Source organism: Armatimonadota bacterium (genome assembly GCA_016125185.1).
Classification (GTDB): Bacteria; Armatimonadota; Fimbriimonadia; order Fimbriimonadales; family Fimbriimonadaceae; genus Fimbriimonas.
Genome location: WGMG01000006.1, coordinates 918258 through 943830 on the forward strand (window position 1 = coordinate 918258; position 25573 = coordinate 943830).

Below are 25573 nucleotides of genomic sequence, written 5' to 3' on the forward strand. Positions count from 1 at the left end.
GTACTGTGAAAGGAACCCGCGCAGTTTCCAAAAGAAATAGAAAATGATCCGAACCAAACGAGGGCGAGATGGCGCAATGGATTCGTCTCCGGACAGAAGAGAAGGAATGAACGACGCAACCCTGGTGGAGAAGGTTCGGCAAGGAGATCGCGAAGCGGCGCGAGAGATGATTCGGCGGTATTACCCGTCGGTCCTGCGCTTCCTTAGCACCCTCTGCGCCAATCCCGCCGATGCCGAAGAATTGACGCAAGAAGCCTTTGTGAAAGCGATGGGCTCCCTGCGCCGATTCCGAGGTGAAAGCGGTCTCCGCACTTGGCTTCATCGCATCGCTTTTTACGAGTACACCCATCGACGCCGACGAGAGCGCCCGACGCTCCCGTTGCCAGAGGAGGCGACCTCTCAGCTTTTTGAAGCAAACAGCCTGCTGGCGATCGACCTAGAGCGCGCGCTGAGGTGCGTGCCCGAGGATCAGCGAGCCGCGTTCGTGCTGTGCGATATCCAAGAACTCACGATGGAAGAGGCGGCCGATGTGCTGTCGATTCCGGTGGGAACCGTCAAGTCTCGTCTTCACGCCGCCCGAAAGCGGCTCCAAGCCCTCCTCGAATCGGAGCAAGAGGTGAATGAATATGTTGCAAAATCCAAATGAACGGCTGAACCAGGCGGTGATGGAGGCTCATAGAGCATCCATCAGTCGGGAGGCCCTCGACCGCGGCGAAGACGCGATTCTATCGCGCGTGGCGCTCAACCGGAGCCGGTCCCGATGGCGACTAGCGTGGGGTGTTGGTGCCAGTGCGACCGCGGTTGTCGCCCTTGGTCTTCTCCTTGGCGCCCCTTCGAAGGCGTCGGCGTCCGACCTGATGCGCATCGCTGAGAATGGCGACCGCGTACTTCGGCACGTTCGTAACTACACCGTCCAACCCGACGGCACGCTGAAGATGTACTTTGAGGTTTTTGCCGAGGGCCAAGACGCCAAGTACGTCGACCAATATGGCGGCACCTATCTGTTTAAGAACGGGCGGCTGACCAGCCTGCCAAAGGATGGAAACGCCACCATCGTATCCCAGGGCCAGTCGAAGGAAGTCGCTTGGGCGGCTTCGGCAAGGACCATCTTGGAGACAAATACCAAGGGGCACGACTACCAGGTGTCAGTGAAGCGCGGCATCGAATGGCAAGGCCTGAGGGCCGACCGCTACCAAGTCGACGAGGACTTCGTCGATGGGCAAGGCAAGACGCTCCATCTCAAGATGGAGATCATGGCCGATCCTGGAACTCAGCGACCACTCCAAGTTCAATCCGACGTGACCGGCTCGCCGCGAACGATTTCGAAGTGGGACTATCCGTCGTCGGATAGCGGCATCTTCGAACTCGACATGCCTCCGGGCACGCAGGTGTACGACATTGACGCCTCGCGCGATTTGGTGAAGAAGGCGATCGAAGGCGGCGGACCGGTTCAGATCGTCGATGGCGTCTCGGTAGAACTGTATCAGGTCTGGGCGGATGATCGAGGAAGCGTGACGGCGGTGGCCGGCGCAACCTATGCCTATCCGTGTAACTACGGAGTGCACATCAATGGTCGCCAGATCGGGACCTTTGAGGAAGGCGAGCCGTTCTCCGGGCGGTACGCCATCGTTCAGCCGTGGACCTACGGCCACAAGGTCGGGCAGTTCTTTACGGGTTATGTCGGGCCAAAGGACGGTTCGCCGGTGCCCGACCGAATCACGATCGAGATTCCCGTCTTCAAGGATAAGGCGCTGGTCGGCTATGCCAAGTTCGCCGACGTTCGGGTGAACCGAACGCAGGACGTCATGAGGCTGCTTGAACCCGAAAACGTGCCGTTCTGGTACCCGGCCCGAACTCAAATGAACCCGACCAAAGCCGTCAAAGCCGACGACTCGAACTAGGTTCGAAAAGTGGCGCCCAACCGTGTTCCTTGGGCGCCACTAGACGCTTATCGATATTGGCGAGCCTACCGACGCCACGGCATTGACCGACTTCTTCGACCGAGAATCCTTCGCCGTGACGACCGCCGATTTGACATCCAAACTCCCTTCGATCATCGAAACCGTCACCTTTCCGCCCTTGACCGAAATCGTCCCGAACCCGCTCGCGGCGCTGAAGAACGTCCTCATCGGCTTGCTCGCGTCGATCCGCAATTCGCCCGTCACCGCCGAATACCAGAAGCCGGTCACGGCCTGAAGCAACGCATAGCTCGCCATTGCCCGCGCGTAGTAACTTCCGCATTCGTATTCGTTGAACGGGTTCCGAACGTGCCCGTCATACCGCCCCCTGGCCGCCTCCACGATGTGCATTCCCTCGTCGATCAGCCCTTCGCACAGGCAGTGCGAAGCAACCTGATACTCGATGCCGGTCCAAACCTCGTCCGAATACACGAACGGAAGCGTCGGCTTGCCACCCCGCGGCCACGTGCACAGCAACAACCCGCTCTCGTGCCCAAGAGCATAGCCGGGCCGCTGGAGGCAGGCGTGCTCGAACAGATCCTTCTTGAAGTTGAATCGGAAGATGCTGGAAAGGTGATGACGCACATTCTTCTGACTCAAGGGCGTCTCTACGCCGTACAGCCGAGCCATCCAAGCGCCGATAACCCCGTCTGAAAGGCATCCCGTACCGTACTGGTACTTCGGGCCTTCCTTTTTCAACAACCGATCCACGTCGTCGTCGGTGTCGTTGGGGATCTTTGCAAGTAGTTCGGAAAACGAGCTATCTCGTAAATTCTCCCACTGAACGTGGTGCTCGTAATAATCCCCGTTAAACAAGTTCGAATCGAGGTACTTCGCTCCTTTCTCGGCGATAGCATGGTATTCGGATGACGAACCATCTCCCGCCGCTTCGCCCATCTCCGCCATCGCACAAAGAGCGCCGATATAGATGCTGGAGCACATGCCGTCGGGCCCCCAAAACTCGATGTCATACGTGTTGTGGTGTGGCTCGAAAAGCGCGCCCTGGTGATCCGGGTCCCACGTCTCGATGCAATAGTCAAGGCTCCGCTTCGCCAGCGGATACAGCTTCTTCATCCACTCGGTATCGCCCGAAATATGCCAGTCGCGGTACAGCTTGAGGATGCCGCCCAACTGCCCGTCCGAGGCAGCGTGGAAGTCGTGGCTGGTGGGGTTGTCCGGCAAGGCGCTACGGAAGTTGATGTGCCCCTTTGGGTCCATCGAGCGGATATATTCCTGCTCACGCAGGGTGCGCTCGAGGGCAGGGAAGAGGTGCGGAAACGCCTGTGCGTAGTTCCAAACATGGGTGCAACTGCCATGGCAACAGCCGCTATTGACGAAACATCCCTCCCACGCCCACATATTGCCGCTCGACTGCCGAAGCACTGTCGGCGACTTCACAATGGCAAGATTGGAAGCAATGGCATCGGTGACGATCTTGGGCAGAGTCGAGCCATGGATCGCGTCGGCAAACGCTTCGGTGCGACTCCGTAGGCTCTCCAGGTGGTCCAGCACATAGATGGAAACATCTGCGGCGTCCTTCCACTGCGTCGCGTACCACGGGTGCCACGTCATCTTGACGTTGTTGGCAATCCCCACACTGTACGGTACGTTCGGAAAGTACCAGGTCAACACGACCGAAAAAGTCTGCTTCTCACCTGGCTTAAGTGAAACTGGAACCAGAAGAGAACCGCCATTGCGCCCGCCCTGTCCCTTGTCGCTCGCCGAGCCGTTATTCTCGCGAAAATCGCCCGACGAAACCTCGCGGTGGAGCGCTGAAATCGAATCGAACCAGCCACCCCGGAACCACATACCCTTCAGGCGAACGTCATGGGCCGAAACCGCAACCGCCGCACTGCCGAACGTCTCGTGGTTTGGCTCCTCGGTGTTGTAAAACTCGACGCCTTGATGGTTAGAAAGGAGCCGATTTCGAGTTCCTTCTTCGCCTTTGCTGCCCTGAGCCGGATGCGCCAAATGGTACGAAAACTCAAGCTCGACCGCCGACTTCGATGTGTTCTCGAAGGTGTATGTGAGGATCGCGGCGGGGATTCCCGAGACCTTCTCGTCGTTGGGCACAAATGGGCTCCAGCCTCGAATTTCGACCTTCACCGGAATTTTGGGGTCGGCCAAACGCACGATACCAAACGGATAGTGATTCTCAAATTCGCAAGACTCAAAGCGCGGTATGCCCTCATGTCCACCGCCCCGGTACCCCTGCCCCTGAAGCCCCTGATTGTAAAGCTTTTCTGGCGGAATCGGACCTTCGATGAGACGAGTGACCGACCCGCTCCCCTTTACGTGGAGCATCGCAAAGGCGGCATCGCGGAAGCCGTGACCATCGGCCTGAGCGCTCGTCGCGGGTTTATTGTAAATCGAGAAATCTTGGAGGCCGCCGTACCCGTTGAGGCACACACACCCGGCCCCGATCCCTCCCATCGGCATCGAAATTTGGAGCAACTTTGCTCCCTTGTAAACCATACTCGCTCATATTTACCTGGTCTTGGCCCGGCTGGGCGGATCGGAAGCGTATTTGTTACACTGAATTGGGATGGCGGCACCGACCTGGACAATCAAAACCTTCGGTTCCTTCGAAGTTACATCGAAGGATGCCGTTGCGAAGTTCCGAACCAGGAAAACGGCGGGCCTGGTGGCTCTCCTAGTCATCCGCCCCGGCGAGCAATTGAGCCGTGAGTCTTTGGCCGCCCTTTGCTGGCCCGATTCCGATGCTAGTCGCCAAAGCCTCCGAATGGCGATTTCCGATATCCGCTCCGTCCTGGGCGAGGACGCCGTTCTAGCCGACCGCGACCGTGTCGGGCTGAATGCCGGGCGAGTGTCTGTCGATGTCGCCCTATTCGAGAAGTTGACGCGAGAAAAGCGATTCCGAGAAGCCCTCGATTTGGTGCAGGGTTTGTTCCTCCAAGGTCATGAAGAGGACTGGGTGGTGCCGGAGCGCCTTCGCCTCACCGACATGATCGCGACCGCCGCGGTCTCAATGCTGGCCGACGATCCCGGCGAAGAAAATGCGTCGGTGGCCAAGCGAATTCTGACTGTAGTCGGCTGTCGCGAGGACATTCATGTCGCGCTCATGCAGGCCTATGTTCGCCGAGGTCAAACCAGCCTCGCCATCGCCCAGTTCGAGGAGTTGGAGCGTCAGCTCAACGAGTTATGGGGCGAGCCGCCATCGCAAGCCGCCGTCGACGTTCTCGAATCCGCACCGCAACCACGAGCCGCCAGCATCAGCCGTCCCTCGTGGCGACACCAACTCGTGGGTCGAGAAGGGTTGATCGACGATGTGATCGTCACATTAAAGCAGGCTAACCTGGTGACGCTGATCGGCCCTGGAGGCTCGGGCAAAACGTCGCTCGCCCGAGCGGTCATGAACGAGGTCGAGGGGACCACGTGGTTTGTTGACCTGACTCCCGAAACCACCGCAACCGGAGCCGCCCGTGCCATTCAGACCGCCCTCGGCCTGCCTCACGCCGAGCAGAGCGAGGCCGTTCCCGCCATAGGTCGGTTCCTCCGGTCGCACCTGGGTCTGATGGTGCTTGATAACTTCGAGCAGTTGGCCGCCGTCGCAACCCCGATGGTCGAGGCCCTTGCCAAAGACGGTCAAATTCTCGTAACGAGCCGCGTCGAACTAGGGCTCCGAGGCGAAATTCTCAAGCGCGTTGGACCGCTGGACCTGCCGAAGATGGGAGCGAGCTTGGAGGAAGTTCGCCTTTCGCCTGCCGTTTCCGTGTTCGAGCACCGAGCCCGAGCCGCCAACGATTCATTCACCGTTACCGGCGACAATGCACCATCCGTGGTCGAACTTTGCCGCCGCCTCGACGGCCTACCGCTGGCCATCGAGCTTGCCGCCGCGCGGGTCGTGGTTCATTCGCCCGCTCAGATTCTCGCCAGCATTCAGCGTTCGATGAGTGCGATTGATTCCCGCCAAACTAACGGAGTAGATCGCCACAGTAGTCTGGATCGAACCATCGCTTGGAGCTTTGACCTGCTCGACGACGATTCCAAGCGAGCCGCCCTCGCCTCCAGCCTCTTCGCCGGGCTGTTCACCGAGATCGACGTCGCAACCCTCCTGCCCAACACCAATCTTACGAAAGCTCTCGAAACGCTGGTACGATCATCGGTCATCAATGCCGACACGTCGTCGGACGTCGCCCGCTACTCGATGCTTGAGACAATTCGTACCTGCATTCCGAACCTGGTCGAGAATCGAAACGAGTTCCAACCCCGTTTCCTCGTATGCATGGCGCACAAGGCAAGGGAAGTGGAAGAAGGCGATTTGCGCTATGAGGAGCGACTGCGGCGACACCAGAGCCAACTCGCCAATTACTTCGCCGCCCTCGACTTCTTCGTCGAGTCGCGAGCCTCGATCCCAATCGGAATCCGCTTGGCCCTCGACCTCATGCCTGCCGCCGCCGTCTACTCTCTTGGCGACCGACTCGGCGCGGTCTTGACCGCTATCCTGACGTGGCCAAACGACGAAATCGACCCGGCGCTTCGAGCCCAAGTCGTGATGGCTTCGCTGAACCTGTCGGCAAATACCGACGACCTCGATCAGTCCATCGCCCTCACCCAAGCGCAACTTCCCAAGGTCGCCGGAAACCTAAAACTCGAAACTCAGGCCAAGTTGCAATTAGCTTCTCTATACAAGTCGCGCGGTCGTTATAAGGAGGCCATGACGAACTTAGAGTGGTCGATCGGCCACTTCGATGACCTTTCCCACCACGAACGCGCCCGAGCCTTTTATCTCGCCGGCCTCACCGCCTGTTGCATGGGCGAGCACGTCCGCTCGCTCGACTATCATCTGGAAGCCCTCAAGCACGCGCGTAAGGGTGGCGACCGCGCTCAACTCATCCGAATCCTGTTCGATGTCGGCTCCGAATTGGCCCACCAGGGGCGGTCCGAAGAGTCCCTCGAACTCTTCGACGAAGCCGTGGAGCATTGCGAAATCCTCGATAGCAGCAAGCTCGAAGGACTGACCCGTTGGCAACAAGGCGACGCCCTCCTCTACATGAACCGCCCCGAGGACGCGGTGCCGATCCTCCAGAGGAGCATCGAACTCGTCATGGAGGTGGGATTCAAAGCCGCCCTCAAATGGATCTTCCTCAAAATGGGCGAAGCCCTCGCCAAGTGCGGTCAACCCGTAACCGCAGTTCGGCTGTTTGGCAAAGCTGTGGAAACACGCAACGCCGAATCACGCCCGCTGGCCGTGTACGAACAAAACGACCTCGACAAAACCATGGAGATCGTCCGGGGCCAACTTTCCCAAAACGCCATCGACCGCCACTGGTCTGAAGGGGCCCAAACCAGTTGGGAAGAATTGATCGAAGAAGCGTTGTCGGCGGGAGTGCCGACGGCATCGCCGATGTGATAGATTTACCGAATGTCATCCTTCAATGGCCTAGGTTTGCACCTCGGCAACCTCTCACGGCTCTCCGACGCGAAGACGCGCTCGATCAGCCCAGAAAATTTCACCGGCGAAAAAGGGAAGGGAGGGATGTCTACCGACGGCCCGGCCAAGAACTGTGCCAGAGACCTTGGCGTAGGATGGAAACTTTCGCCATTGGTGAGAATCCCCGGCGGGGAAGAGCACGTGGTGGCCGACATTGAGGGTCCCGGTGCCATTCAGCAGATCTGGCTAACCCCAACCGGCAATTGGCGTTACACCATTCTCCGCATCTATTGGGATGACCAGGAGCACCCATCCGTCGAATGCCCGATCGGCGACTTCTTCGCCTGCGGATGGGGCAAATATGCCCAAGTCTCCTCGCTCGCCGTATGCGTCAACCCCGGAAGCGCCTTCAACTGCTACTGGGAGATGCCGTTCCGCAAGCGATGCCGTATCACGGTCACCAACATTGACAGCGAGCAGATGGTGCTGTACTACCAGGTCAACTACACTCTCACCGAAGTGCCCGAGGACTGCGCCTACTTCCACGCCCAGTTCCGCCGCACCAACCCCCTGCCGTACAAGGAGGTCTACACCATTCTCGATGGCGTGCAGGGCAAGGGCCACTACGTCGGGACCTACATGGCGTGGGGCGTCAACAACAACGGTTGGTGGGGCGAAGGCGAAATCAAGTTCTTCATGGATGGCGACGGCGAATTCCCAACCATCTGCGGCACCGGCACCGAGGACTATTTCTGCGGCTCATACAACTTCGATGTCGGCAAGGAAAACGGCGGCTACCGCGAGTTCACTACTCCTTACGCCGGTCTGCCCCAGGTCCTACGGCCCGATGGGCTGTACCAAGCCAACACCCGTTTCGGCCTCTATCGCTGGCACATCATGGATCCCGTTCGGTTCGAGGAGGACCTTCGAGTGACCATCCAAGCTCTCGGCTGGCGAAGCGGGCATCGGTACCTACCGCTCCAGGACGACATCGCGAGCGTCGCGTTCTGGTATCAGACCCTGCCTACCGCCCCATTCCCCAAGCTCCCCGACAAGGATTATTTGGAGATCATCTAGGGTTTCGCCGCCGAAAATCGGATAAAGTCTGGCAATGATTTTTGCATTGACCGGATTGGTCACGCCTGCACCGAAGTTCGAACTCACCATCGAGTCGATCATGCGCGGTTACGCGCTGGTCGGCCACTCGCCGCGCCGCCTGCGATGGTCCGAGGATGGAACCAAGGTCGGCTTTTCGTGGGCGAAGGCCGATGGAACCCAAAACGAGGCGTACAAGAATTACACGGTCGATGCCGACGGATCAAATCTGAAGGAGGATTCGCTGCCGAGGACCGAGCGCAAGCCGTGGGAAGGCGGGAGCAAGCTTGGGTTCGAGGTTGCCTATGAGAAGCTGGGCGACATCTACATCCACAACCTCAACGACGGGTCGGACAAGAATCTGACCGACTCGAAGGAGAGCGAATCTAGCCCGGTCTACGCCCGCGATGGGCAGTCGATCGTCTTCCGCAAGGGCCCAAACTGGTACCGACTCTCGCTGGTCGATAAGAAGACGACCCAACTCACCCAGCCAAAGTCGGACACGAACTCGACCGACGTTCCCGTCACCATCGACCCGCCAAAGGACTTCATGGCCGGTGGCTCGACGGTGTCGCCATCGGGCACCCACGTAGCCGTGTCGCTCTTCGAGCGAGGCGCAGCCGACCAGCCTGCCCAGGTCGCGAGCTTCATCAACTCCAGCTCCTATGTCGAACTAGTCCAAACCTATCCACGCGTCGGCGGGCCGCAGTCACACAGCCAAGTGCGAATCTACAACCTTGCCAACGGCAAATCGTTCGACATCAGCACTCCTCGACCCGGCACGGTTCGGCAGATTCAGTGGTCGCCAGACGGCAAGTACGGCGTGGCGTGGGGCTTCGCCGAAGACCACAAGGACGCGTGGCTGTTCGAGTTCGATACAACCTCCGAGAAAGTCGCGACGATGTACGACGAGCACGATAACGCCTGGGTAGGCGGCGCGTTCGACGGATCGCTCGGCTGGCTCCCAAATAGCTCCAAGTTCTATTTTCTCTCCGAAAATTCCGGCTATGCCAACCTGATGACGATGCGCCCGACCGACGAAAAGGCGACCGACATCACCGATGGGCAGTTCGAAGTTTCGAACGTGCAGATGGACGAGGACCGCGGCCGGTTCGTGTTCGTCTCTAGCGAAGGCAGTCCCTTCGATCGGCACATCGACGCCGTCTCGTTCGATGGTGGTGCCCGCCGCAAGCTCGCCGACTACTCGGCTGGCGACGACTCCGAGTTCGCCATCTCTCCCGACGGAACCAAGATCGCGGTGGTGAAATCCAAGTCCGACCATCCCGCCGAACTATTCCTGAACGGCAAGCAGATCACCGAAACGCCGAGCGCCGAATGGCTCTCGGGCCCGTGGATCGATCCGCCCATCGTCATGGTTCCCGCCCGCGACGGCGTAAAGGTTCCCGCCAAGCTGTACAAGTCGAAGGACTGGCGCAAAGGCGGTCCCGCGGTCGTCTTCGTCCATGGCGCCGGCTATCTGCAAAACGTGTTCAACGGTTGGAGCTACTACTACCGCGAATACATGTTCCACCACCTGCTGATGGACCACGGTTACGCCGTTCTCGACATCGACTATCGCGCCTCCGCTGGTTACGGTAAGGCGTGGCGAACCGCAATCTACCGCCACATGGGCGGCACCGACCTGAACGACGTGGTGGATGGCGCAAAGTACATGGTGGACGAACTCGGCGCTGCGCCCGACCGACTGGGCGTTTACGGTGGAAGCTACGGCGGCTTCATCACCCTCATGGCGATGTTCACTTCACCCGACACTTTCAAGTCCGGCGCGGCCCTGCGCCCCGTCGGCGACTGGGCCAACTACCACCATGGCTACACTTCTCCGATCCTCAACACGCCCCAAGAGGACCCCGAAGCCTACAAGGTCAGCTCGCCGATCAACTTCGTCGACGGCCTGAAAGGGAACCTACTGATCTGCCACGGCATGGTGGACACCAACGTGCAGTTCCAAGACTCCGTCCGTGTCGTCGAGAAGCTGATCGAGCTTGGCAAAAAGAATTGGTCGGTCGCCCCGTATCCGGTCGAAAACCATGCCTTCACCAAACCCGAAAGCTGGACTGACGAATACAACCGCATCTTCGATCTCTTCGAACGAACGATTGGCACGAAGCGCAAAGACTAGCGCTTCGCCATCGCGTCGAGCTCGGACGGCTTGAAGCGAAACGACAAGATGTATGGCTCCTGGCCCTCGGTCCAGTGGCCGTACGTCGTGGCCACCACCGTGCCATCCGGCAGGACCTCGACACCGGGATACCCGCAGTCCCAACTGCTCAAATTGTCCTTCAGGCGTACCCGGTATTGACCGTCGTGACCATTCACCAAGTCGTCCCAGGTGCCGACCCACGCAACAAAGGCGCCCTTCCACGGACCCTCTGGCGGCATGTCTCGGAAGCACACCACCAACCGGCCGTCCTTTGTGTAGCGCGCCGTGTGCCGATCGCCCGTGAGCGTCAGCGGAAGCGCGCGAGGAAGCGACCACGTCTTGCCCTCATCGTGCGAGAAGATGATCTGCGAATGGTACTTTCGGGCGTTCTTCCGGAGCAGAACCGCCAGAGTCTTACCATCCGGCGATCGAACCAAGCCCGGTTCGCAAAGGAGCATGTCGTTCGAAGCGTACACGGATTGCGGATAGTCCCAATGCAGGCCGCCATCGTGCGACAGCGTTTTGTACAGCGTAAACCGACCCGTGGTCTGAGCCGTTTTCTGGAAGAATCGACCGTCGTCGTGAAACATCGCCATATAGTCGCCGTTCCGAAGCCGCTCGACAAAGCCCATGACCACGATGCCGCCCCACTCGCCAACGGGCTCCAACTCGGACCACGTCCGTCCGTCATCCTCGCTATGCGCCAGCCGAGCCGGGTACAAACCCGACCACAGAATCAAATGCTTCTTCTTCGTCCTGAGATCGATGGTCCGGTGGATCGTCGGCGTCTCCAGGCTGGTCTCCCACGACTTCGGCGTGGGCAGTCGTTCACTCCAGGTCTTGCCTCCGTCTTCGCTTCGTTTAAGTTGAACCGCGCCCTTCCCGTGACCCTTTGGGTACACGCAGAGGATCGTCTTACCGTCCTCAAGCAGGACTGTGGAGACATGCCCGAGGTACTGACCTGCCTGCCGATCGACCACGACCTGGCGGGCGGTATCGCCGTCCAAGTCGATTTCCTGAATGGGCTTTTGCAGGGTGGACATGAGAAGACCGAGGATCACGGGCCGATTTTACCAATCCCGTAGCGAAGAACAATATTATCCGGGTAATATTAATTCACCATGACGAACTTCAATCCAAGGCTGGATCGATACACGGCTTTCGAAGGTACGAACATCATCGCCGAGGGAACTCGGCGCGAAGTGCACGAGATGTTGCGCCTGGAAGGCAAAGACAGCGCGATCATCTTCGAAGACTGGACGGGCAAACAGATCGACTTTGACCTCGCCCAACCTTACCAAGACGCGCAAGACGAAATTAAGCCAGTCGGTCCCGGTCGGCCCAAGCTCGGCGTTAAAGCCCGCGAAGTGACGCTTCTCCCCCGCCATTGGGATTGGCTCGACGGCCAGCGTGGCGGAGCTTCTGCCCATCTGAGGCAACTGGTCGAAAAGGCGATGAAGCAGAACCCCGGACGCGAACGCGTGAAGCAGTCTCAAGACGCCTGCTGCCGATTCCTCTCCGCAGTGGCGGGCAACCTGCCCAACTTCGAAGAAGCGACTCGCGCCCTATACCGAAAGGATCGCGACAAGTTCTCTGAAGAGATGGGCGAATGGCCCGAGAGCGTGCGCGGATACGCGATGTTCTTGGCCCACGACTCGTTTTTGGAGCCAGAACCGGCGTAGGCATTGGGTAGCCTGCCCCTTATGGGACGGGTACCTACTTTTCTAATCATTTCGGCTCTATCCATCTCGTTTGCATTCGCCCAAAGTGAGCAAGGCCCAGGTCAGCGAGGACCGGGCCAGGGGCGGTTCCAGCGCAACCAGCAGGAACCGCCTGCCCAAAGCTCTGGCGAGCAGACCAAGAATGCCTCGATCGAGATTCCCACTTCGGTGACGCACCACACCATCAGCCTGCCGAGCGGAAGTCTGAAGTACACCGCGACGGCGGCACAGATTCCGCTTCGAAACGACAGCGGGGAAGTCGAGTGCCGAATGTTCTACGTGGCCTACACCAAGGACGATGAGGACATCTCCAAGCGGCCCGTCACGTTTGCCTTCAACGGCGGACCCGGAAGCGCGACGATGTGGCTCCATATGGGCGCCCTCGGACCCAAGCGCGCTCCCATGCCCGACGATGGCTCGCTTCCCGCCGCTCCCTACACAGCCGTCGACAATCCCGACACATGGCTGGACTTCACCGACGTCGTCGTCATCGACGCCCCCGGCACCGGCTACAGCCGCCTGGCAAACCAATCGTTGGCCTCCAAATACTACGGCGTGCGCCAGGACATCCAAGCCTTCACCGAGTTCGTGCGCGGCTGGCTGAAGGAGCATCACCGATGGACTTCGCCGCTCTTCATCGCCGGCGAGAGTTACGGCGGTATCCGCGGCTCCGGCCTCAGCGCCAGCTTGGTCAATGCCGGAATCGGCGTCAATGGCTTCATCAGCATCTCCGGCACCAGCAGCTACATGACCATCCGCGGCATGCGCGGCAATGACTCGCCCTACATCGGCTTCTTCCCCTCGATGGCGGCGTGCGCCTGGTACCACCACAAGCTCGCCCCGCGATTCAAGACTGTCGATCAGGTCGTGAAAGAAGCACAGCAGTTCGTGGATACCGAGTACGTTTCGGCCCTCGAGCGCGGCGACAGCCTTTCCGACCAGGAGAAGGACCACATCGCGACCAAGATGTCCGAATTCCTCGGCATCAGCAAGGAGTACTGCCTTGGCGCGAATCTTTCCGTTAACGTCGGCGCGTTCTTCAAGGAGCTTCTTCGCAAGGAAGGCTTGATGATCGGCCGCTACGATGGCCGCCTCACCGGACGCGAGGAGACGAAGGTCGGCGACCGTGGTCTGGGCGACCCAAGCGACGACGCCACGACTCCACCGTTCACCAGCACAATCAACGACTATCTCGACCGAGAGTTGGGTATCAAGACCGACCTCACGTACCTCAACTCGGGCCGAGTCCGGCCCTGGTCGGAGGACGAAGGTGTGTACTCCGAGACCGCCACCGACCTGAGCCACCTCCTTCTTCGCGATCCGCACTTCCACGTGATGTATTGTTGCGGTTACTACGACCTCGCCTGCCCGCTCAACGCGACGGTGTATACGGTCAACCACATGGGCTTAGACAAAGAGACGCGCAAGCAGATCTCGTTCCAGTTCTATCCCGCCGGCCACATGATGTACATCGAAAAGTCCTCGCGGCAGAAGCTCCACGACGACGCCAAGGCCTTCGAGAAGATGGTCCTATCCGGCGGCTAGTGACGACCAACCCCTCTTTGGCCGACCGCCGAAGAGGGGTATTCTAGTACTATGGTCGGCTCCCCAGCAGACGACTCGTTACAGTCGCGGGTGATCGTTCACTCGTGACGTTCCTCACCTTTTCCCTGATCGTTTTCGTCATCGCCTTGCTCGCTGGGTTTCTCGGCTCGCTGACCGGCTTGGGCGGTGGAATCGTGGTCACGCCCGCGCTCACGCTGTTCCTCGGCGTCGACATCCGGTACGCCATCGGCGCGAGCCTGATCTCCGTCATCGCCACCTCGTCTGGCGCGGCGGCTGCCTATGTGCGCGATGGCCTCTCGAACATTCGCGTTGGAATGTTCCTGGAGGTCGCCACCACCATTGGGGCGCTCCTCGGTGCCTTTCTCGGCGGCATTTTGCCCACCACCGCCCTCAGCATCATTTTCGGCGTCATTTTGCTCCAAGCCGCCTGGCAGACTAGCCGTCCCAAGCATGAGGAAACCGGTGACTCACCGCCCGATCCGCTTTGCCAAAAGCTGGAGCTTTCCGGGACCTACCAAACGGCCGCCGGACCCGTCGCCTACGACGCCCACGGCGTCAAACAGGGCTTCGCCGTCATGTTCGGTGCGGGCACGATCTCCGGTCTGCTCGGTATCGGTTCGGGTTCGCTAAAGGTTATCGCCATGGACCACTTCATGCGCCTCCCGTTCAAAGTTTCGACCGCAACGAGCAACTTTATGATCGGCGTCACTGCTGCTGCCAGCGCGGGAATCTACCTCAGCAAGGGCTTTGTTCGGCCCGAGATCGTCATGCCCGTCATGGCCGGTGTCCTCGCGGGCTCGACTGTGGGCGCGAAGATTCTCCCCCACGCGCCGGTCAAGACCCTACGCACCGTCTTTTCGGTGGTGGTCGTCATCATCGCTATTCAAATGATCATCAAGGGATCGGGAGGGGGCATCTAGTGCCGCGCGATACCGAAGGTTCGATGCAGAACGTCGTGAGTGTCGTCCTACGCGGGGGCGTCGCCGCCGCCGCCCTGGTGGGTGGAATCGGCTGGATCGGTTTCCTAGCCGCCCATGGCCACGACCCCGAATCCTTTTCGAAATTCAGCCCTTCGCCCGAGCGTTACCGCGCTGTCGGCGAAATCCTCGGCGGAGCCTCGCACTTCGATTTCTTGTCGATCATGCTCGTCGGCGTTCTGCTCCTCGTCCTCACCCCCGTCCTGCGCGTCGCCGTTTCCCTGATCGGCTTCGTCAAGGAAAAGGACCGCCTTTACGTCCTCATCACGTCGATCGTGCTCACGACCCTGCTCGCCAGCCTTATCGGCGGCATGCTCCGCTACCAGTAAGGCAGTTCGCGACAGTACTTCAAGATGTCCTCTGCCACGCTGGGTGGTGGCGTCGAACTCTCGTCCACCCCGTAGCGCAGAACCGCGATTTGCCCTGCATGGTATGAGTCGTGTTGAGTGCAGATGCGCAGGATTTCGAGGGCCGATCGATCCTGTTTCCAATTCGTTGGACGGATTTCGTCAAGCCGGTCGTCATCGAGATCGGCCCAACAATCCAGCCAGTACCGTTGCGCCTCCATCAAAAACTCCACCGCTGGCTCCCAGCTTGGCTCGATCTTGACCGTGTCCTCGTACAGATCGCGCCATCGGTACTCGGCGTTGCGGAAGCAGACGCTCCCGTGGACCTTTTTCATCCCGGCCAGATGGTGAACGATGGCGTGGATGGTGCCGTCGGTATGCAGATAGTCCGGGCCAACGTTGGGCAGAACCGCCCACGCCTGAGCCTCCGTCACACCCTCGATCGACTTCATGACTTCCGCAAACGCGTAGTCCGCATCCGCCCGCAAAACCTCGACGATTCTCATCGGATCACCGGCGGCTCGGTTAGGTGGCCGCCCAGCCAAGTCAGTTCCTGCGGAAAGATGCCTTGAGCTCCCAAAAGCTCGCTAAGTTGCCCGCCGTGGTGGATGTCGTGGGCCAGCATCCGAAAGATCACCCATTGCCGCGAGACCGCGTACACCTTGCCTTGGTAGGCCTGCTCGTAGGTTTCTGGTAAGTCCGCTACCGACCACTTGGTGAGCAGTCCATCCACAATCCGGTAGGTCTCGCCTAGCCAAGCCGCTAACTCCGGTCCGGTTGAAGGCTTGGCCGCTCGCGTGTCCATCTTCGCTCGCAGCTCTTCGGTTAAAGGAGCATGTAGCCGCTCGAACCAAACGATCCGCCCGTCGGCGATGTGCAGCGCCAACTCGCCCACCGGCTGGATCTCCGGGTGAAGCCGAAATGCCAACTGTTGTTCCGTGAGCGGTTCCACCGCGTTCATGAGGCTTCGATTGTAGCCTTCCCATCCGTCGTACACGGACGCCAGCGACTCTGCCATGCCCCGATTATGGGCGAAAGGAGCGCCGACGATGGCATTTTTGTCTCTGTGTCTGTAGAATAGCGACGATGAAGACATTGACAATGGCGATTGCCGTTCTTGGGGTTGTTTCGATGGCCTCTGCGGACTCGCTGAAGAACCAAATTGCCGAAATGAATAAGAAGGTCGGCAAGACGATCGTGAAACAGGACTACAAGGGTTTTGAGAAAATCGTCAAAGCCGGAGTGACCAAAGACTTCAAGTACATCGAAGGTGGCCAAACCATGAATCTCGACCAAATGCTGGCGATGGTGAAGCAAAGCTTTTCGCCGCAAATGAAGGTCTCCAAGGCCGATTCGAAGATCCTCAGCTTCTCTCAGAAAGCAAAGTCCGCCACCGCCACGGTTAAGCACACGATGGTCGGCAAAATGATGGGCCCGGATAAGAAGTGGCACTCAATGACCCAGGAAGGCACCAGCACGGACACCTACACGATGGTAGGCAAAGAATGGAAGATGTCCAGCATGTCGTGGGGCGAGATGAAAATGACAATGGACGGTAAGCCCTTCGACCCGTCCAAAGCTGGCGGCTAGAAAGATCCTGATAGGGATTAGGACAAGGTCCCTCTCCGACTTCTCGCGAAGCGAAAGTGGGGGAGGGTGTCTCCTGACTTGTGTCAGGAGACGGGAGGAGAAAATCCACTCTCAGCCCAGAGGGGCGGCATGTGTGCGAAATACTGATCTTGGGTGGCATGCTCAGCCGAGCTAGATGCCCTTGGGCGCTTTCAAATATGAGCCCCAAAGGGGGCGTCCTACTCTTTGCCTAATCCGAAGAGATGCGAGGCGGCTCGATGGGTTCGATAACGAACCGCACTCTCAAACGAGGGAATATCCTGCGACTCTCGAACCCTTTTAAACGTAGATACTCCTGCCGTAACCGGCAGGAGATTCAACAATGAAACGACACGCAACCGCCGTCTGGAACGGATCCGGAAAAGAAGGATCGGGCCACCTCACCACCCAAAGCACCACCCTCGATCAGACCCAATATTCGTTCAACTCGCGTTTTGCCGAAGGCGTTGGCACCAACCCCGAAGAACTGATCGCTGCCGCTCACGCCGGCTGTTTCACCATGAAGCTCAGTTTCGTGCTTGGTGAAGCTGGTTTCACCCCTGAATCTCTGGAAACCACGTCCTTCGTGACGTTTGAAAATGGCCAAATCACGGAGTCGCATTTGGTGCTGAAGGCCAAAGTCCCCGGCATTGGTCAAGATGTTTTCGATGCCTGCGTGAAGGACGCCGAGCTCAACTGTCCGGTCAGCCAGGTCCTCAAGGCTAAGATTTCCGTCGAAGCGACTCTCGAAGGGTAAAACCTACGATATGGCTTCGTCGCGGGTCGGGGGAGATGTCGACTACTCGGTTCATGGAATCGGCTACGCCGCCCAACGCCAACCCGATCCGCGAATCGCGGCCATGATCCACGAGGCACTCGGTCCGGCCCAAACCGTTCTCAACGTTGGGGCCGGAACCGGCTCATACGAGCCCGAGGACCGGGTCGTCATCGCCGTCGAGCCCTCCGCGACCATGCGAAGCCAGCGTCCGCTCCACCTCGCGCCCGCCATAGACGCCTATGCAGAGAGCCTTCCGCTCGACGACCAATCGGTCGATGCCACTATGGCGTCCGTCACAGTCCACCAGTGGTCCGATCTGGAAAAAGGAATCTCTGAACTGAAGCGCGTCACATGCGGGCCGATTGTAATTCTGACCTTCGACGGTGACCTCCTCGACCGATTTTGGCTGGCTCAGTACGTCCCCGAACTCATGGAAGCCGAGCGCAAGCGCTACCCAAAGATCGCCCACTTGTCTCAACTCCTTGGTGGCAAAGTCTCGGTCCGACCGGTTCCGATCCCCATCGACTGCACTGACGGCTTCACCGAAGCCTTCTACGCCCGCCCCGAGAAATTCCTCGACGAAAACGTCAGGCGTTCGCAGTCGGCTTGGACCTTCGTCGAACCAAAAGCCATCGATCGAGGACTCGCAAAGCTGGCCGATGATCTGCGCACAGGAAGGTGGTCCGAAGTTGTCGGCGAGCTATCCATCCAACCGACTTTCGAAGGATCATTGACGCTGGTCGTCAGCGATCACCGGTCAGGTTCATGAGTTTCGACGCAGTTCTAAAGCACTTACGGAAGGGCGACTTCTCGCTTCTCGATTCGGTCTTCGATGGACCTTCCATCATCGAGTGGCATAAACAAGGCCGTTTCGATGACCACCAAGCAGAGTTGAATGAGGCGCTTTCGTGTGCCTGCTTCAATGGTCGATGCCAAGTAGCGGAGTACCTGCTCCACCATGGCGTCCGACCCGAGGATGGAAACCTGACTGGGATGAACGCCATTCATTGGGCGGCAAATCGCGGGCAACTGGAAGCCGTTCGCCTCTTGATAAGCCGCCATGCCGACCTGGAATCAGTCAATACCTACCTTGGAACAGCATTGAGCTGCGCCGTCTGGTCAGCCATGAACGAGCCAAAACCTAACCATTTAGAGATCGTTCGAACCCTGATCGAGGCAGGTGCGGACCGGTCGACGGTCGAAGTTCCGACTGGTAACCCAGACATTGACAGGTTACTGAGCCCTCACAATAGACCCTAGGTTCGGCTGACCCTTTTAGGCGGTCCTGTTGCTCCAAGGTCGGACCCCGGAGGTGTCCCAGACCTTAGCCTGGAGTGCTTGCACCCCAGGAAAGTCCCGGCACGAGAAAAAGTCCGAGGAGCGGCTTGTCCGCCGAAGCTTTAGCGAAGGTGGAAGCGACCCCTCCGAGCAGAGCGAGGGTGAGTAACGACTGCCGAAAGTGGCTCGAAACAGTTCTCCTTTCAGCTGGAAAACAGAAACGAATGGTCCCCCCTCATCGCAAAACGATCTCGCAATAATCCGTCGGATACATCATCCCTCCGATGGGGTACCCATGGTTCGCCACAAACACCGCACCCTGACGACGGTAAAACTCCTTCGACGGCTCATTCGCCGACAAGACTCCCAACACCAGGCGAGCGGCCCCCGCTTCCCGACCGAAAGCTTTCACTCGATCCAGCAAACCCCGCCCAATCCCGACACCCTGGTACTCGGGCAAAACATACAGCGCAAACAAAAACCACTCGCACTCAAACGGCTTTTCCGGCTTCCAACCATAAACCGCAAAGCCAACGATCGTATCCCCAACCGTGGCGACCAACCGAAAAAACGACGACACGGCGATCCGCTCTTCGGTCCGAATGCCTGCCTCCTCGATGGAAAGCGAGTCCAAAACCGTCTGGTCCACGATCCCAGCATAGGCGTCACGCCAAGTTTGAACCTGAACCGTGGCGATGCCAAGCCCGTCGCCAGGCTTGGCATCGCGAATGACGAAAGAATCCATCGAGAAGGAGAGCTTATCCCTTCTTCTTCTTTTTCTCGGTGGTAACGTCCATCTTGGTATCGACGGTCTTGACCATCACCCATTGCCCGTCAACCTGCTTCCATGTGTCGGTGCCGACCTCGTGAACGACCGTTTTCGGAGTCTTTGGCAATTTGCTCGAGATCTTCGTTGTGAAGTCGAACGACACATCGACCATGCCGTCGTGCGACTTGGAATCGAAGAATTTGATCTTAACCGTCGCCGACTTAGCGTCCGCAAACAGCTTCTCAACTTCGGCAAAGAAGTCCTCGCGGCTCTGGCTCTTGCCCTGAGGGTCCACGCAGACATAATCGCTTGAGAACGACATCTCGAAGGACTTAATGTCGAGCTTGCGAATAGTGCCCTCGAGAGCAGTATAACGGGCCTTAATGACCTTCGGCACGGTGCCCGCCGCGAGTGAGGTGGCAGCCATGAGGCCGAGCGACAAAACGATCAATGGTTTATTCATGATTCCCCAAGAAGACGGTGCGCTCCAAAAGGCGCACAGTCCTTCCGATTCTAACAAAACGCTTCGTTATTTTGGTACCGATTTTTTCGACTTTCCGCGAGAATCTTCGTTTCACCTTTCGTGAACCAAAACCAGCCCTCGTAGGGTGTGTTATTCTAGGATCGTCCCCAACTGGAAATGAAGGAAGTTTTCCGACCCGCGCCAAGGACTTTTGCTCGGTGGATTCTGATCGCCCTTCCCGGGCTCAGTTTCTTCCTGCCCTCGCGCGTCGGGCCCGTTCAGGCCCAAACCCCCGCCCCAACCCCTACCGCCGAGCAGGCTAAGTTCTTCGAGGACAAAGTTCGCCCGATCCTGGTCGAAAACTGCTATTCCTGCCACGGAAAGGACACCCAAACCGCCGGTCTTCGCGTCGATAACCTAGCCAGCCTTCTGAAGGGCGGCTCCTCCGGTCCTGCTCTGGTACCGGGCAATCCCGACAAGAGCCTCCTCATCGACTCCGTACGCCAGGTTGGTCCGGTCAAGATGCCCGCCGGGGGCAAGCTCAAACCCGCCGAAGTTCAGGTCCTCGTCGATTGGGTCAAAATGGGTGCTCCCTGGCCCGAAGACAAAGCACCGACCACCAGCGGCAAAGGACCGCTGTGGTCGCTCCAACCGGTGCGAATGCCGTCAATTCCCAAGGTCAAGAACGCTAAGCTGGTCGCAAATCCAATCGATGCTTTCGTCCTTGCCAAGCTGGAATCCGCGGGAATGACGCTCTCCGCTCCCACTGACAAACGCACGCTGCTCCGCCGCGTAACCTACGACCTCATCGGCCTCCCGCCCTCCGATGCCGAGACTGAGGCCTTCTTGGCCGACAAGTCGCCAACTGCGTACGAGAAAGTTGTGGATCGTCTGCTGGCTTCGCCCCACTACGGCGAGCGATGGGGACGGCTCTGGCTCGATGTCGCCCGCTACGCCGACACCAAAGGCTACGTGTTTGACGAAGACCGCAACTACCCCAACGCCTACACCTACCGCGATTGGGTCATCAACGCCTTCAACCGCGACCTGCCGTACGACCAATTCATCATCGACCAACTCGCCGCCGACCGTCTGCCCGGCATGACTGACGCCGACGATAACCATGACCTCGCCGCCTTAGGATTCCTGCGGGTCGGACGGCGATTCCTCAACAGCCAGCCCGACATCATCGACGACCGAATCGACGTCACCATGCGCGGCTTCCAAGGTTTCACGGTCGAGTGCGCCCGGTGCCACGACCACAAGTTCGACCCAATCCCGACGCAGGACTACTATTCGCTATACGCCGTGTTCTCATCATCGGTCGAGAAAGAAGCCCCGATCGGCGACCGCACCAGTCGAACTGCTTGGAATGCCTACGAGCAGAAAGTCGATGGCCTTCAAGACGAGATGCGCAAGCTGACACTCTCCCAAACCGCCCGCTTGCGTGAGATGCTCAAAACTCCCGACACCGCCGCCAACATCCCCGCCGCCGTCAAGCAAACCCTCCAAGGCATCCGCGAGAACGTCGCGCCCGAGGGCGATAACCTGAAGAAGCTATTCGAGTCCTTCGAGAAGCCCGCCCAGGACAAGTACCGCGAGTTGCAAGGCGATCTGTCCTCGACCGAGAAAGCCCAGCCCAACCGACCTGAATTCGCGATGGCGATGATGGACGGACCGAATCCCCATGATGGCGTCGTGTTCAAGCGCGGCAATCCTGGTAACCACGGCGATGCCGCGCCCCGTCGATTCCTCCTCGCTCTCTCAAAGCCGGGCCAAGAGCGTCCGCACTGGACCGACGGCAGTGGCCGCCTGGACCTGGCTAAAGCCATTGCCAGCAAAGACAATCCGCTGACTGCTCGCGTCTTTGTCAACCGCGTCTGGCAAAACCACTTCGGCAACGGCCTCGTCCGTACCGCGTCGGACTTCGGTAACCAGGGCGACAAACCGACCCACCCTGAACTGTTGGACTTCCTCGCGGAAACGTTCATGAACGACGGATGGTCGATCAAGAAGCTCCAAAAGCTGATCGTCATGTCCGCAACCTACCGGCAAGTCTCCGATGTCACCGCCAAGACCTTCCAAAACGATCCAGATAACCGCTACCTCAGCCACATGAGCCGCCGCCGCCTGGACATGGAGCAGATGCGCGACACCTTCCTGTCCGCCTCCGGCAAAATCGACCTGAAAGACATCGGTGGCAAGTCCGTCGATATTTGGTCGCGGCCCTTCTCGGGCCGTCGCTCCGTCTACGGCTTTATCGAGCGCCAAAACCTGCCCGGCGTCTTCCGCACCTTCGATTTCGCCACGCCCGACGTCAGCAGTCCCAAGCGGTTCGAAACCACTGTCCCCCAACAAGCGCTCTTCTTCATGAACTCGCCGTTCAGCGTCGAGCAAGCCAAACTGGTCAGCACGCGACCGGAAATCGCTGACGCCAAAGACGATGGCCAGCGAGTTCGGCGGCTCTATCTCCTCCTTTTCGACCGCCTTCCAAGTGCCGACGAAGAGGCCATCGGTCGCCAATACCTGAAGCAGGGAAGTCAAGTGCCGATGGAATCCCCCGAAGGAATCTGGCAATACGGCTACGGCTCATTCGATGCCGTACGGGCACGAACCGGCCCGTTCATAAGCCTCAAAGTCTTCGACGACAAGGGGTACCACGTCGGCGATCAATTCCCCGACCCGAACCTCGGCTACATCGACCTCAACCAGTTCGGTGGCCACCCCGGTCGAGACCAACAGCACGCCGTCATCCGGCGATGGGTTGCACCCGATTCGATGACCATTCACATCACCGGCAACATCACCCACCGCCAAGCCCAGGGCGACGGAGTGAGGGGCCGCATCGTCTCCAGCCGCGAAGGTCTTCTCGGCGAATGGACGTCCCACAATAACAGTGTCAACGCCGCCGTCGCGTCCGCGACGGTCCAAAAGGGCGACACCATCGACTTCATCCTCGACCCAATCGGCAACGACGGGTTCGATTCTTTCGAATGGTCGCCGACCATCCTTCGAACCGACGGCGGCTCGAAATGGGCCTCTCGAACCGAGTTCGGCCCGCCCCCGCCCGAGCCGCTTTCCCGCCTGGCCCTCTACGCCCAAGCCCTGATGATGACCAACGAATTCATGTTTATCGACTAGGAGAACCATGTCCCAATACGATCACGATAGCCACGTCCGCGACTACTTTCTCACCCGCCGAGAGCTGATCGGCCGGATGGGAAATGGGTTCGCCGCGCTCGGACTTATGACACTCCTCGGCGAGTCTGCGTTCGCGATGGGAGGAGAAACTGGGACCGCCTACAACCCGCTCGCGCCCAAACTGCCTCCGCTCAAGGCCAGAGCCAAGCGCGTGATTTTCCTGTTCATGAACGGCGGACCGTCGCAAGTGGACACCTTCGACCCCAAGCCGTCGCTCACAAAGTACGCCGGACAAGTGATTCCGCTTCACCTGCCGACCGAGCGCAAAACCGGCGCCGCGTTCGCCTCGCCTTACAGCTTCCAAAAGTACGGTCAGTCCGGCATCGAAGTCAGCGAAATCTTCCCGAACGTCGCCAAGCATGTGGACGACATGTGCGTCATCCGATCCATGCACGCCGACGTGCCTAACCACGAGCCGTCGCTGATGCTGATGAACTGCGGCGACGCCCGCCAGATCCGCCCTTCGATGGGCTCCTGGGTCCTCTACGGCCTCGGCACCGAAAATCAAAACCTCCCTGGCTTCATCTCGATGTGCCCAGGTGGGCTCCCCATTCAAGAAACGCAAAACTGGCAGGCGGGCTTCCTCCCCGGCGTCCTCGCTGGAACCTACATCGACCCGAATCAGACCGACATCGACAAAATCGTCGAGAACATCCGTAACCACTACACCGTCCCGTCTGAACAGCGCGCCCAACTCGACCTGGTCCAAAAACTGAACCACGAGCACCTTGCCCGGCGAGAAAACGACGCCGCTCTCGAAGCACGAGTCCAGTCGTTCGAACTCGCCTACCGCATGCAAAGCGAAGCCACCGACGTCTTCGATGTCGATAAAGAGCCCCAAGCCATCCGCGACATGTACGGCCCAGGGCACTTCGCCCGGCAGTGCCTCATCGCCCGTCGCCTCGCCGAACACGGCGTGCGCTTCATCCAGCTCTACCACGGCGCCGGTCAGCCGTGGGACAGCCACGACGACCTCGAGGTCAACCACCGTCGACTGGCTCACGAAGCCGACCAAGCTATCGGAGCCCTGCTCACCGACCTCAAACAGCGCGGCATGCTCGATGACACGCTCGTCATTTGGGGCGGTGAATTTGGCCGAACTCCGACCGTCGAACTCCCAACACCCGGCTCAAATGCCGGCAAGATCAACGGCCGCGACCACAACCACTACGGCTTCACCTATTGGCTAGCGGGCGGCGGCGTCAAAAAGGGAACCGTCTACGGCGCGACCGACGAATTCGGCTTCCGTGCTCAAGACAACCCGGTCCACGTCCACGACCTCCACGCGACGATCCTATACCTCCTCGGCTTCGACCACACCAAGCTGACCTATCGCCACGCGGGTCGGGACTTCCGGCTGACGGATGTTTATGGCCAAGTGATCGACGGGATCGTAGCGTAAGGTAGGATGAGCGACATGGCCGAAGGTAAAAAGCCTTTCAACAAACTTGTCATCATAGGCATGTGGATGACGCTGGGAGTGATCCTGTTTTGGGCAGGCGGCGAAGCCTTCAAAAAGGTGGAGGCAATCATGCCGTGGATCCTCGCACTCTCCGTTCTGATCCTGGTGCTCGGGCTCCTCATGCAGTACCGAAAGCCGAAGGACGCCAAGCCGACGAGCGAACAGAAATAAAGCCGGTCCTCTGCCTAAAGAAAGGACAGAGGCGGCCAAAGAATCGGTACGAGCCTACGAAGAAAATTCCATAAATGGAACGTCAGTTGACTCACCAGTGATTTTGGCCACGTCGCCATGTCTCCAACTGGGAGCTGCAAAGAACGTTGGTTTCTGCCGCAACGTTAACGGGTGATTTTCCTTGTGGACCAAGTACTTGGCCGTAGCCCACAGGTATCCGACGGCTTTTTCCCGCATGGCGATAAGCGTTTTCAACTTCGCAAAACGGGCTTCGTCGGATCGGTTTTTCTCGGAAAGCCGAATCAGGGCTTCCAGCCGATGTCCGTGCCAGGCCACCATAGCCTGAAGCTCCATGAGCTTCTCGGATACCGGCCTAGCGCTCCTAATGAGCGTACTTGTATCTTTGATGAGAGCAGACTTAAAAGACCGCTCTGCGCGATTCAGTAACTGCATAGAACACCTCCTTATGCAATCGGTCGGGGAGAATGGTGGTACATTCTCTTTCGATGTGTCTACGAGGTTAGCTGCCGGGTTAGAGCCGAAAGTTACTCTTCCTGTGTGGATTAACCCCTAAGTTAGGTGGTTCCCCCGCTCCGGTGTGATCACCGGACTCGACTTACCTA

The 25573-nt window shown here is 59.0% G+C and carries 23 protein-coding genes; 16 read left to right on the forward strand and 7 right to left on the reverse strand.

Going from position 1 to position 25573, the window contains the following annotated elements:
- Positions 1–43 precede the first annotated feature (43 nt).
- Positions 44–646, forward strand: coding sequence for a sigma-70 family RNA polymerase sigma factor (locus GC165_12215; protein ID MBI1333630.1), 603 nt, complete (start codon positions 44–46; stop codon positions 644–646).
- Positions 627–1901 carry a hypothetical protein gene (locus GC165_12220; protein MBI1333631.1) on the forward strand — a complete coding sequence of 425 codons (1275 nt, stop codon included), beginning with the start codon at positions 627–629 and terminating at the stop codon, positions 1899–1901. Before GC165_12215 ends, GC165_12220 begins: the two co-directional genes overlap by 20 nt.
- A 39-nt stretch (positions 1902–1940) precedes the next feature.
- Here GC165_12220 and GC165_12225 read toward each other — a convergent pair whose 3' ends face one another.
- Positions 1941–4433 (reverse strand): hypothetical protein, encoded by a 2493-nt coding sequence (locus tag GC165_12225; protein ID MBI1333632.1) that lies wholly within the window; start codon positions 4431–4433, stop codon positions 1941–1943.
- 70 nt (positions 4434–4503) lie between these two features.
- Between GC165_12225 and GC165_12230 the strand changes: the two genes are divergently transcribed.
- Genes GC165_12230 through GC165_12240 form a run of 3 tightly spaced genes read left to right on the forward strand, consistent with a single transcriptional unit; the run spans position 4504 to position 10588 of the window.
- Positions 4504–7332, forward strand: coding sequence for a tetratricopeptide repeat protein (locus tag GC165_12230; GenBank protein MBI1333633.1), 2829 nt, complete (start codon positions 4504–4506; stop codon positions 7330–7332).
- A 12-nt stretch (positions 7333–7344) separates the two neighbouring features.
- Positions 7345–8430, forward strand: a complete 1086-nt coding sequence (locus GC165_12235; GenBank protein MBI1333634.1) for a DUF2961 domain-containing protein — start codon at positions 7345–7347, stop codon at positions 8428–8430.
- 34 nt (positions 8431–8464) lie between these two features.
- Positions 8465–10588, forward strand: a complete 2124-nt coding sequence (locus tag GC165_12240) for a prolyl oligopeptidase family serine peptidase (protein ID MBI1333635.1) — start codon at positions 8465–8467, stop codon at positions 10586–10588.
- Here GC165_12240 and GC165_12245 read toward each other — a convergent pair.
- Positions 10585–11652: an exo-alpha-sialidase gene (locus GC165_12245; protein MBI1333636.1), complete on the reverse strand. Its 1068-nt coding sequence runs from the start codon at positions 11650–11652 to the stop codon at positions 10585–10587. The genes GC165_12240 and GC165_12245 overlap by 4 nt on opposite strands.
- A 78-nt stretch (positions 11653–11730) precedes the next feature.
- Between GC165_12245 and GC165_12250 the strand changes: the two genes are divergently transcribed.
- From GC165_12250 to GC165_12265, 4 genes are all read left to right on the forward strand, one after another.
- Positions 11731–12291: a DUF2239 family protein gene (locus tag GC165_12250; protein ID MBI1333637.1), complete on the forward strand. Its 561-nt coding sequence runs from the start codon at positions 11731–11733 to the stop codon at positions 12289–12291.
- Positions 12292–12312: 21 nt separating this feature from the next.
- On the forward strand, positions 12313–13875 hold the full coding sequence (locus GC165_12255; protein ID MBI1333638.1) for a peptidase S10: 1563 nt from the start codon (positions 12313–12315) through the stop codon (positions 13873–13875).
- Between the two features lie 104 nt (positions 13876–13979).
- The gene (locus tag GC165_12260) at positions 13980–14816 is read left to right on the forward strand and encodes a TSUP family transporter (GenBank protein MBI1333639.1); all 837 of its coding nucleotides are present in this window, start codon (positions 13980–13982) and stop codon (positions 14814–14816) included.
- On the forward strand, positions 14816–15202 hold the full coding sequence (locus tag GC165_12265) for a DUF1634 domain-containing protein (protein ID MBI1333640.1): 387 nt from the start codon (positions 14816–14818) through the stop codon (positions 15200–15202). Before GC165_12260 ends, GC165_12265 begins: the two co-directional genes overlap by 1 nt.
- On the opposite strand, the gene GC165_12270 is transcribed toward GC165_12265, so the two are convergent.
- Entirely contained in the window at positions 15193–15726 is a 534-nt protein-coding gene (locus GC165_12270) for a hypothetical protein (GenBank protein ID MBI1333641.1), read from the reverse strand. The genes GC165_12265 and GC165_12270 overlap by 10 nt on opposite strands.
- Positions 15723–16316, reverse strand: coding sequence for a DUF664 domain-containing protein (locus GC165_12275; protein MBI1333642.1), 594 nt, complete (start codon positions 16314–16316; stop codon positions 15723–15725). Before GC165_12275 ends, GC165_12270 begins: the two co-directional genes overlap by 4 nt.
- Here GC165_12275 and GC165_12280 point away from each other — a divergent pair.
- From GC165_12280 to GC165_12295, 4 genes are all read left to right on the forward strand, one after another.
- Positions 16307–16810 (forward strand): hypothetical protein, encoded by a 504-nt coding sequence (locus GC165_12280; GenBank protein MBI1333643.1) that lies wholly within the window; start codon positions 16307–16309, stop codon positions 16808–16810. The genes GC165_12275 and GC165_12280 overlap by 10 nt on opposite strands.
- A 361-nt stretch (positions 16811–17171) precedes the next feature.
- Complete coding sequence (locus GC165_12285) at positions 17172–17585, forward strand: OsmC family peroxiredoxin (GenBank protein MBI1333644.1); 414 nt, start codon at positions 17172–17174, stop codon at positions 17583–17585.
- Between the two features lie 10 nt (positions 17586–17595).
- On the forward strand, positions 17596–18375 hold the full coding sequence (locus tag GC165_12290) for a methyltransferase domain-containing protein (protein ID MBI1333645.1): 780 nt from the start codon (positions 17596–17598) through the stop codon (positions 18373–18375).
- On the forward strand, positions 18372–18866 hold the full coding sequence (locus GC165_12295) for a hypothetical protein (protein MBI1333646.1): 495 nt from the start codon (positions 18372–18374) through the stop codon (positions 18864–18866). Before GC165_12290 ends, GC165_12295 begins: the two co-directional genes overlap by 4 nt.
- A 253-nt stretch (positions 18867–19119) precedes the next feature.
- Here the strand turns inward: GC165_12295 and GC165_12300 are convergent, their stop codons facing one another.
- Both GC165_12300 and GC165_12305 read right to left on the reverse strand, forming a co-directional pair.
- Positions 19120–19629, reverse strand: a complete 510-nt coding sequence (locus tag GC165_12300) for a GNAT family N-acetyltransferase (GenBank protein ID MBI1333647.1) — start codon at positions 19627–19629, stop codon at positions 19120–19122.
- Between the two features lie 13 nt (positions 19630–19642).
- Positions 19643–20116 carry a DUF4440 domain-containing protein gene (locus tag GC165_12305; GenBank protein ID MBI1333648.1) on the reverse strand — a complete coding sequence of 158 codons (474 nt, stop codon included), beginning with the start codon at positions 20114–20116 and terminating at the stop codon, positions 19643–19645.
- 177 nt (positions 20117–20293) lie between these two features.
- Here GC165_12305 and GC165_12310 point away from each other — a divergent pair, with 177 nt between their 5' ends.
- From GC165_12310 to GC165_12320, 3 genes are read left to right on the forward strand one after another with little or no spacing between them, the layout of a single operon-like run.
- Positions 20294–23257, forward strand: coding sequence for a DUF1553 domain-containing protein (locus tag GC165_12310; protein ID MBI1333649.1), 2964 nt, complete (start codon positions 20294–20296; stop codon positions 23255–23257).
- 7 nt (positions 23258–23264) lie between these two features.
- Entirely contained in the window at positions 23265–24719 is a 1455-nt protein-coding gene (locus GC165_12315) for a DUF1501 domain-containing protein (GenBank protein ID MBI1333650.1), read from the forward strand.
- Between the two features lie 6 nt (positions 24720–24725).
- The gene (locus GC165_12320) at positions 24726–24950 is read left to right on the forward strand and encodes a hypothetical protein (GenBank protein MBI1333651.1); all 225 of its coding nucleotides are present in this window, start codon (positions 24726–24728) and stop codon (positions 24948–24950) included.
- A 54-nt stretch (positions 24951–25004) separates the two neighbouring features.
- Here the strand turns inward: GC165_12320 and GC165_12325 are convergent, their stop codons facing one another.
- The gene (locus tag GC165_12325; protein MBI1333652.1) at positions 25005–25304 is read right to left on the reverse strand and encodes a hypothetical protein; all 300 of its coding nucleotides are present in this window, start codon (positions 25302–25304) and stop codon (positions 25005–25007) included.
- Positions 25305–25573: the final 269 nt, after the last annotated feature.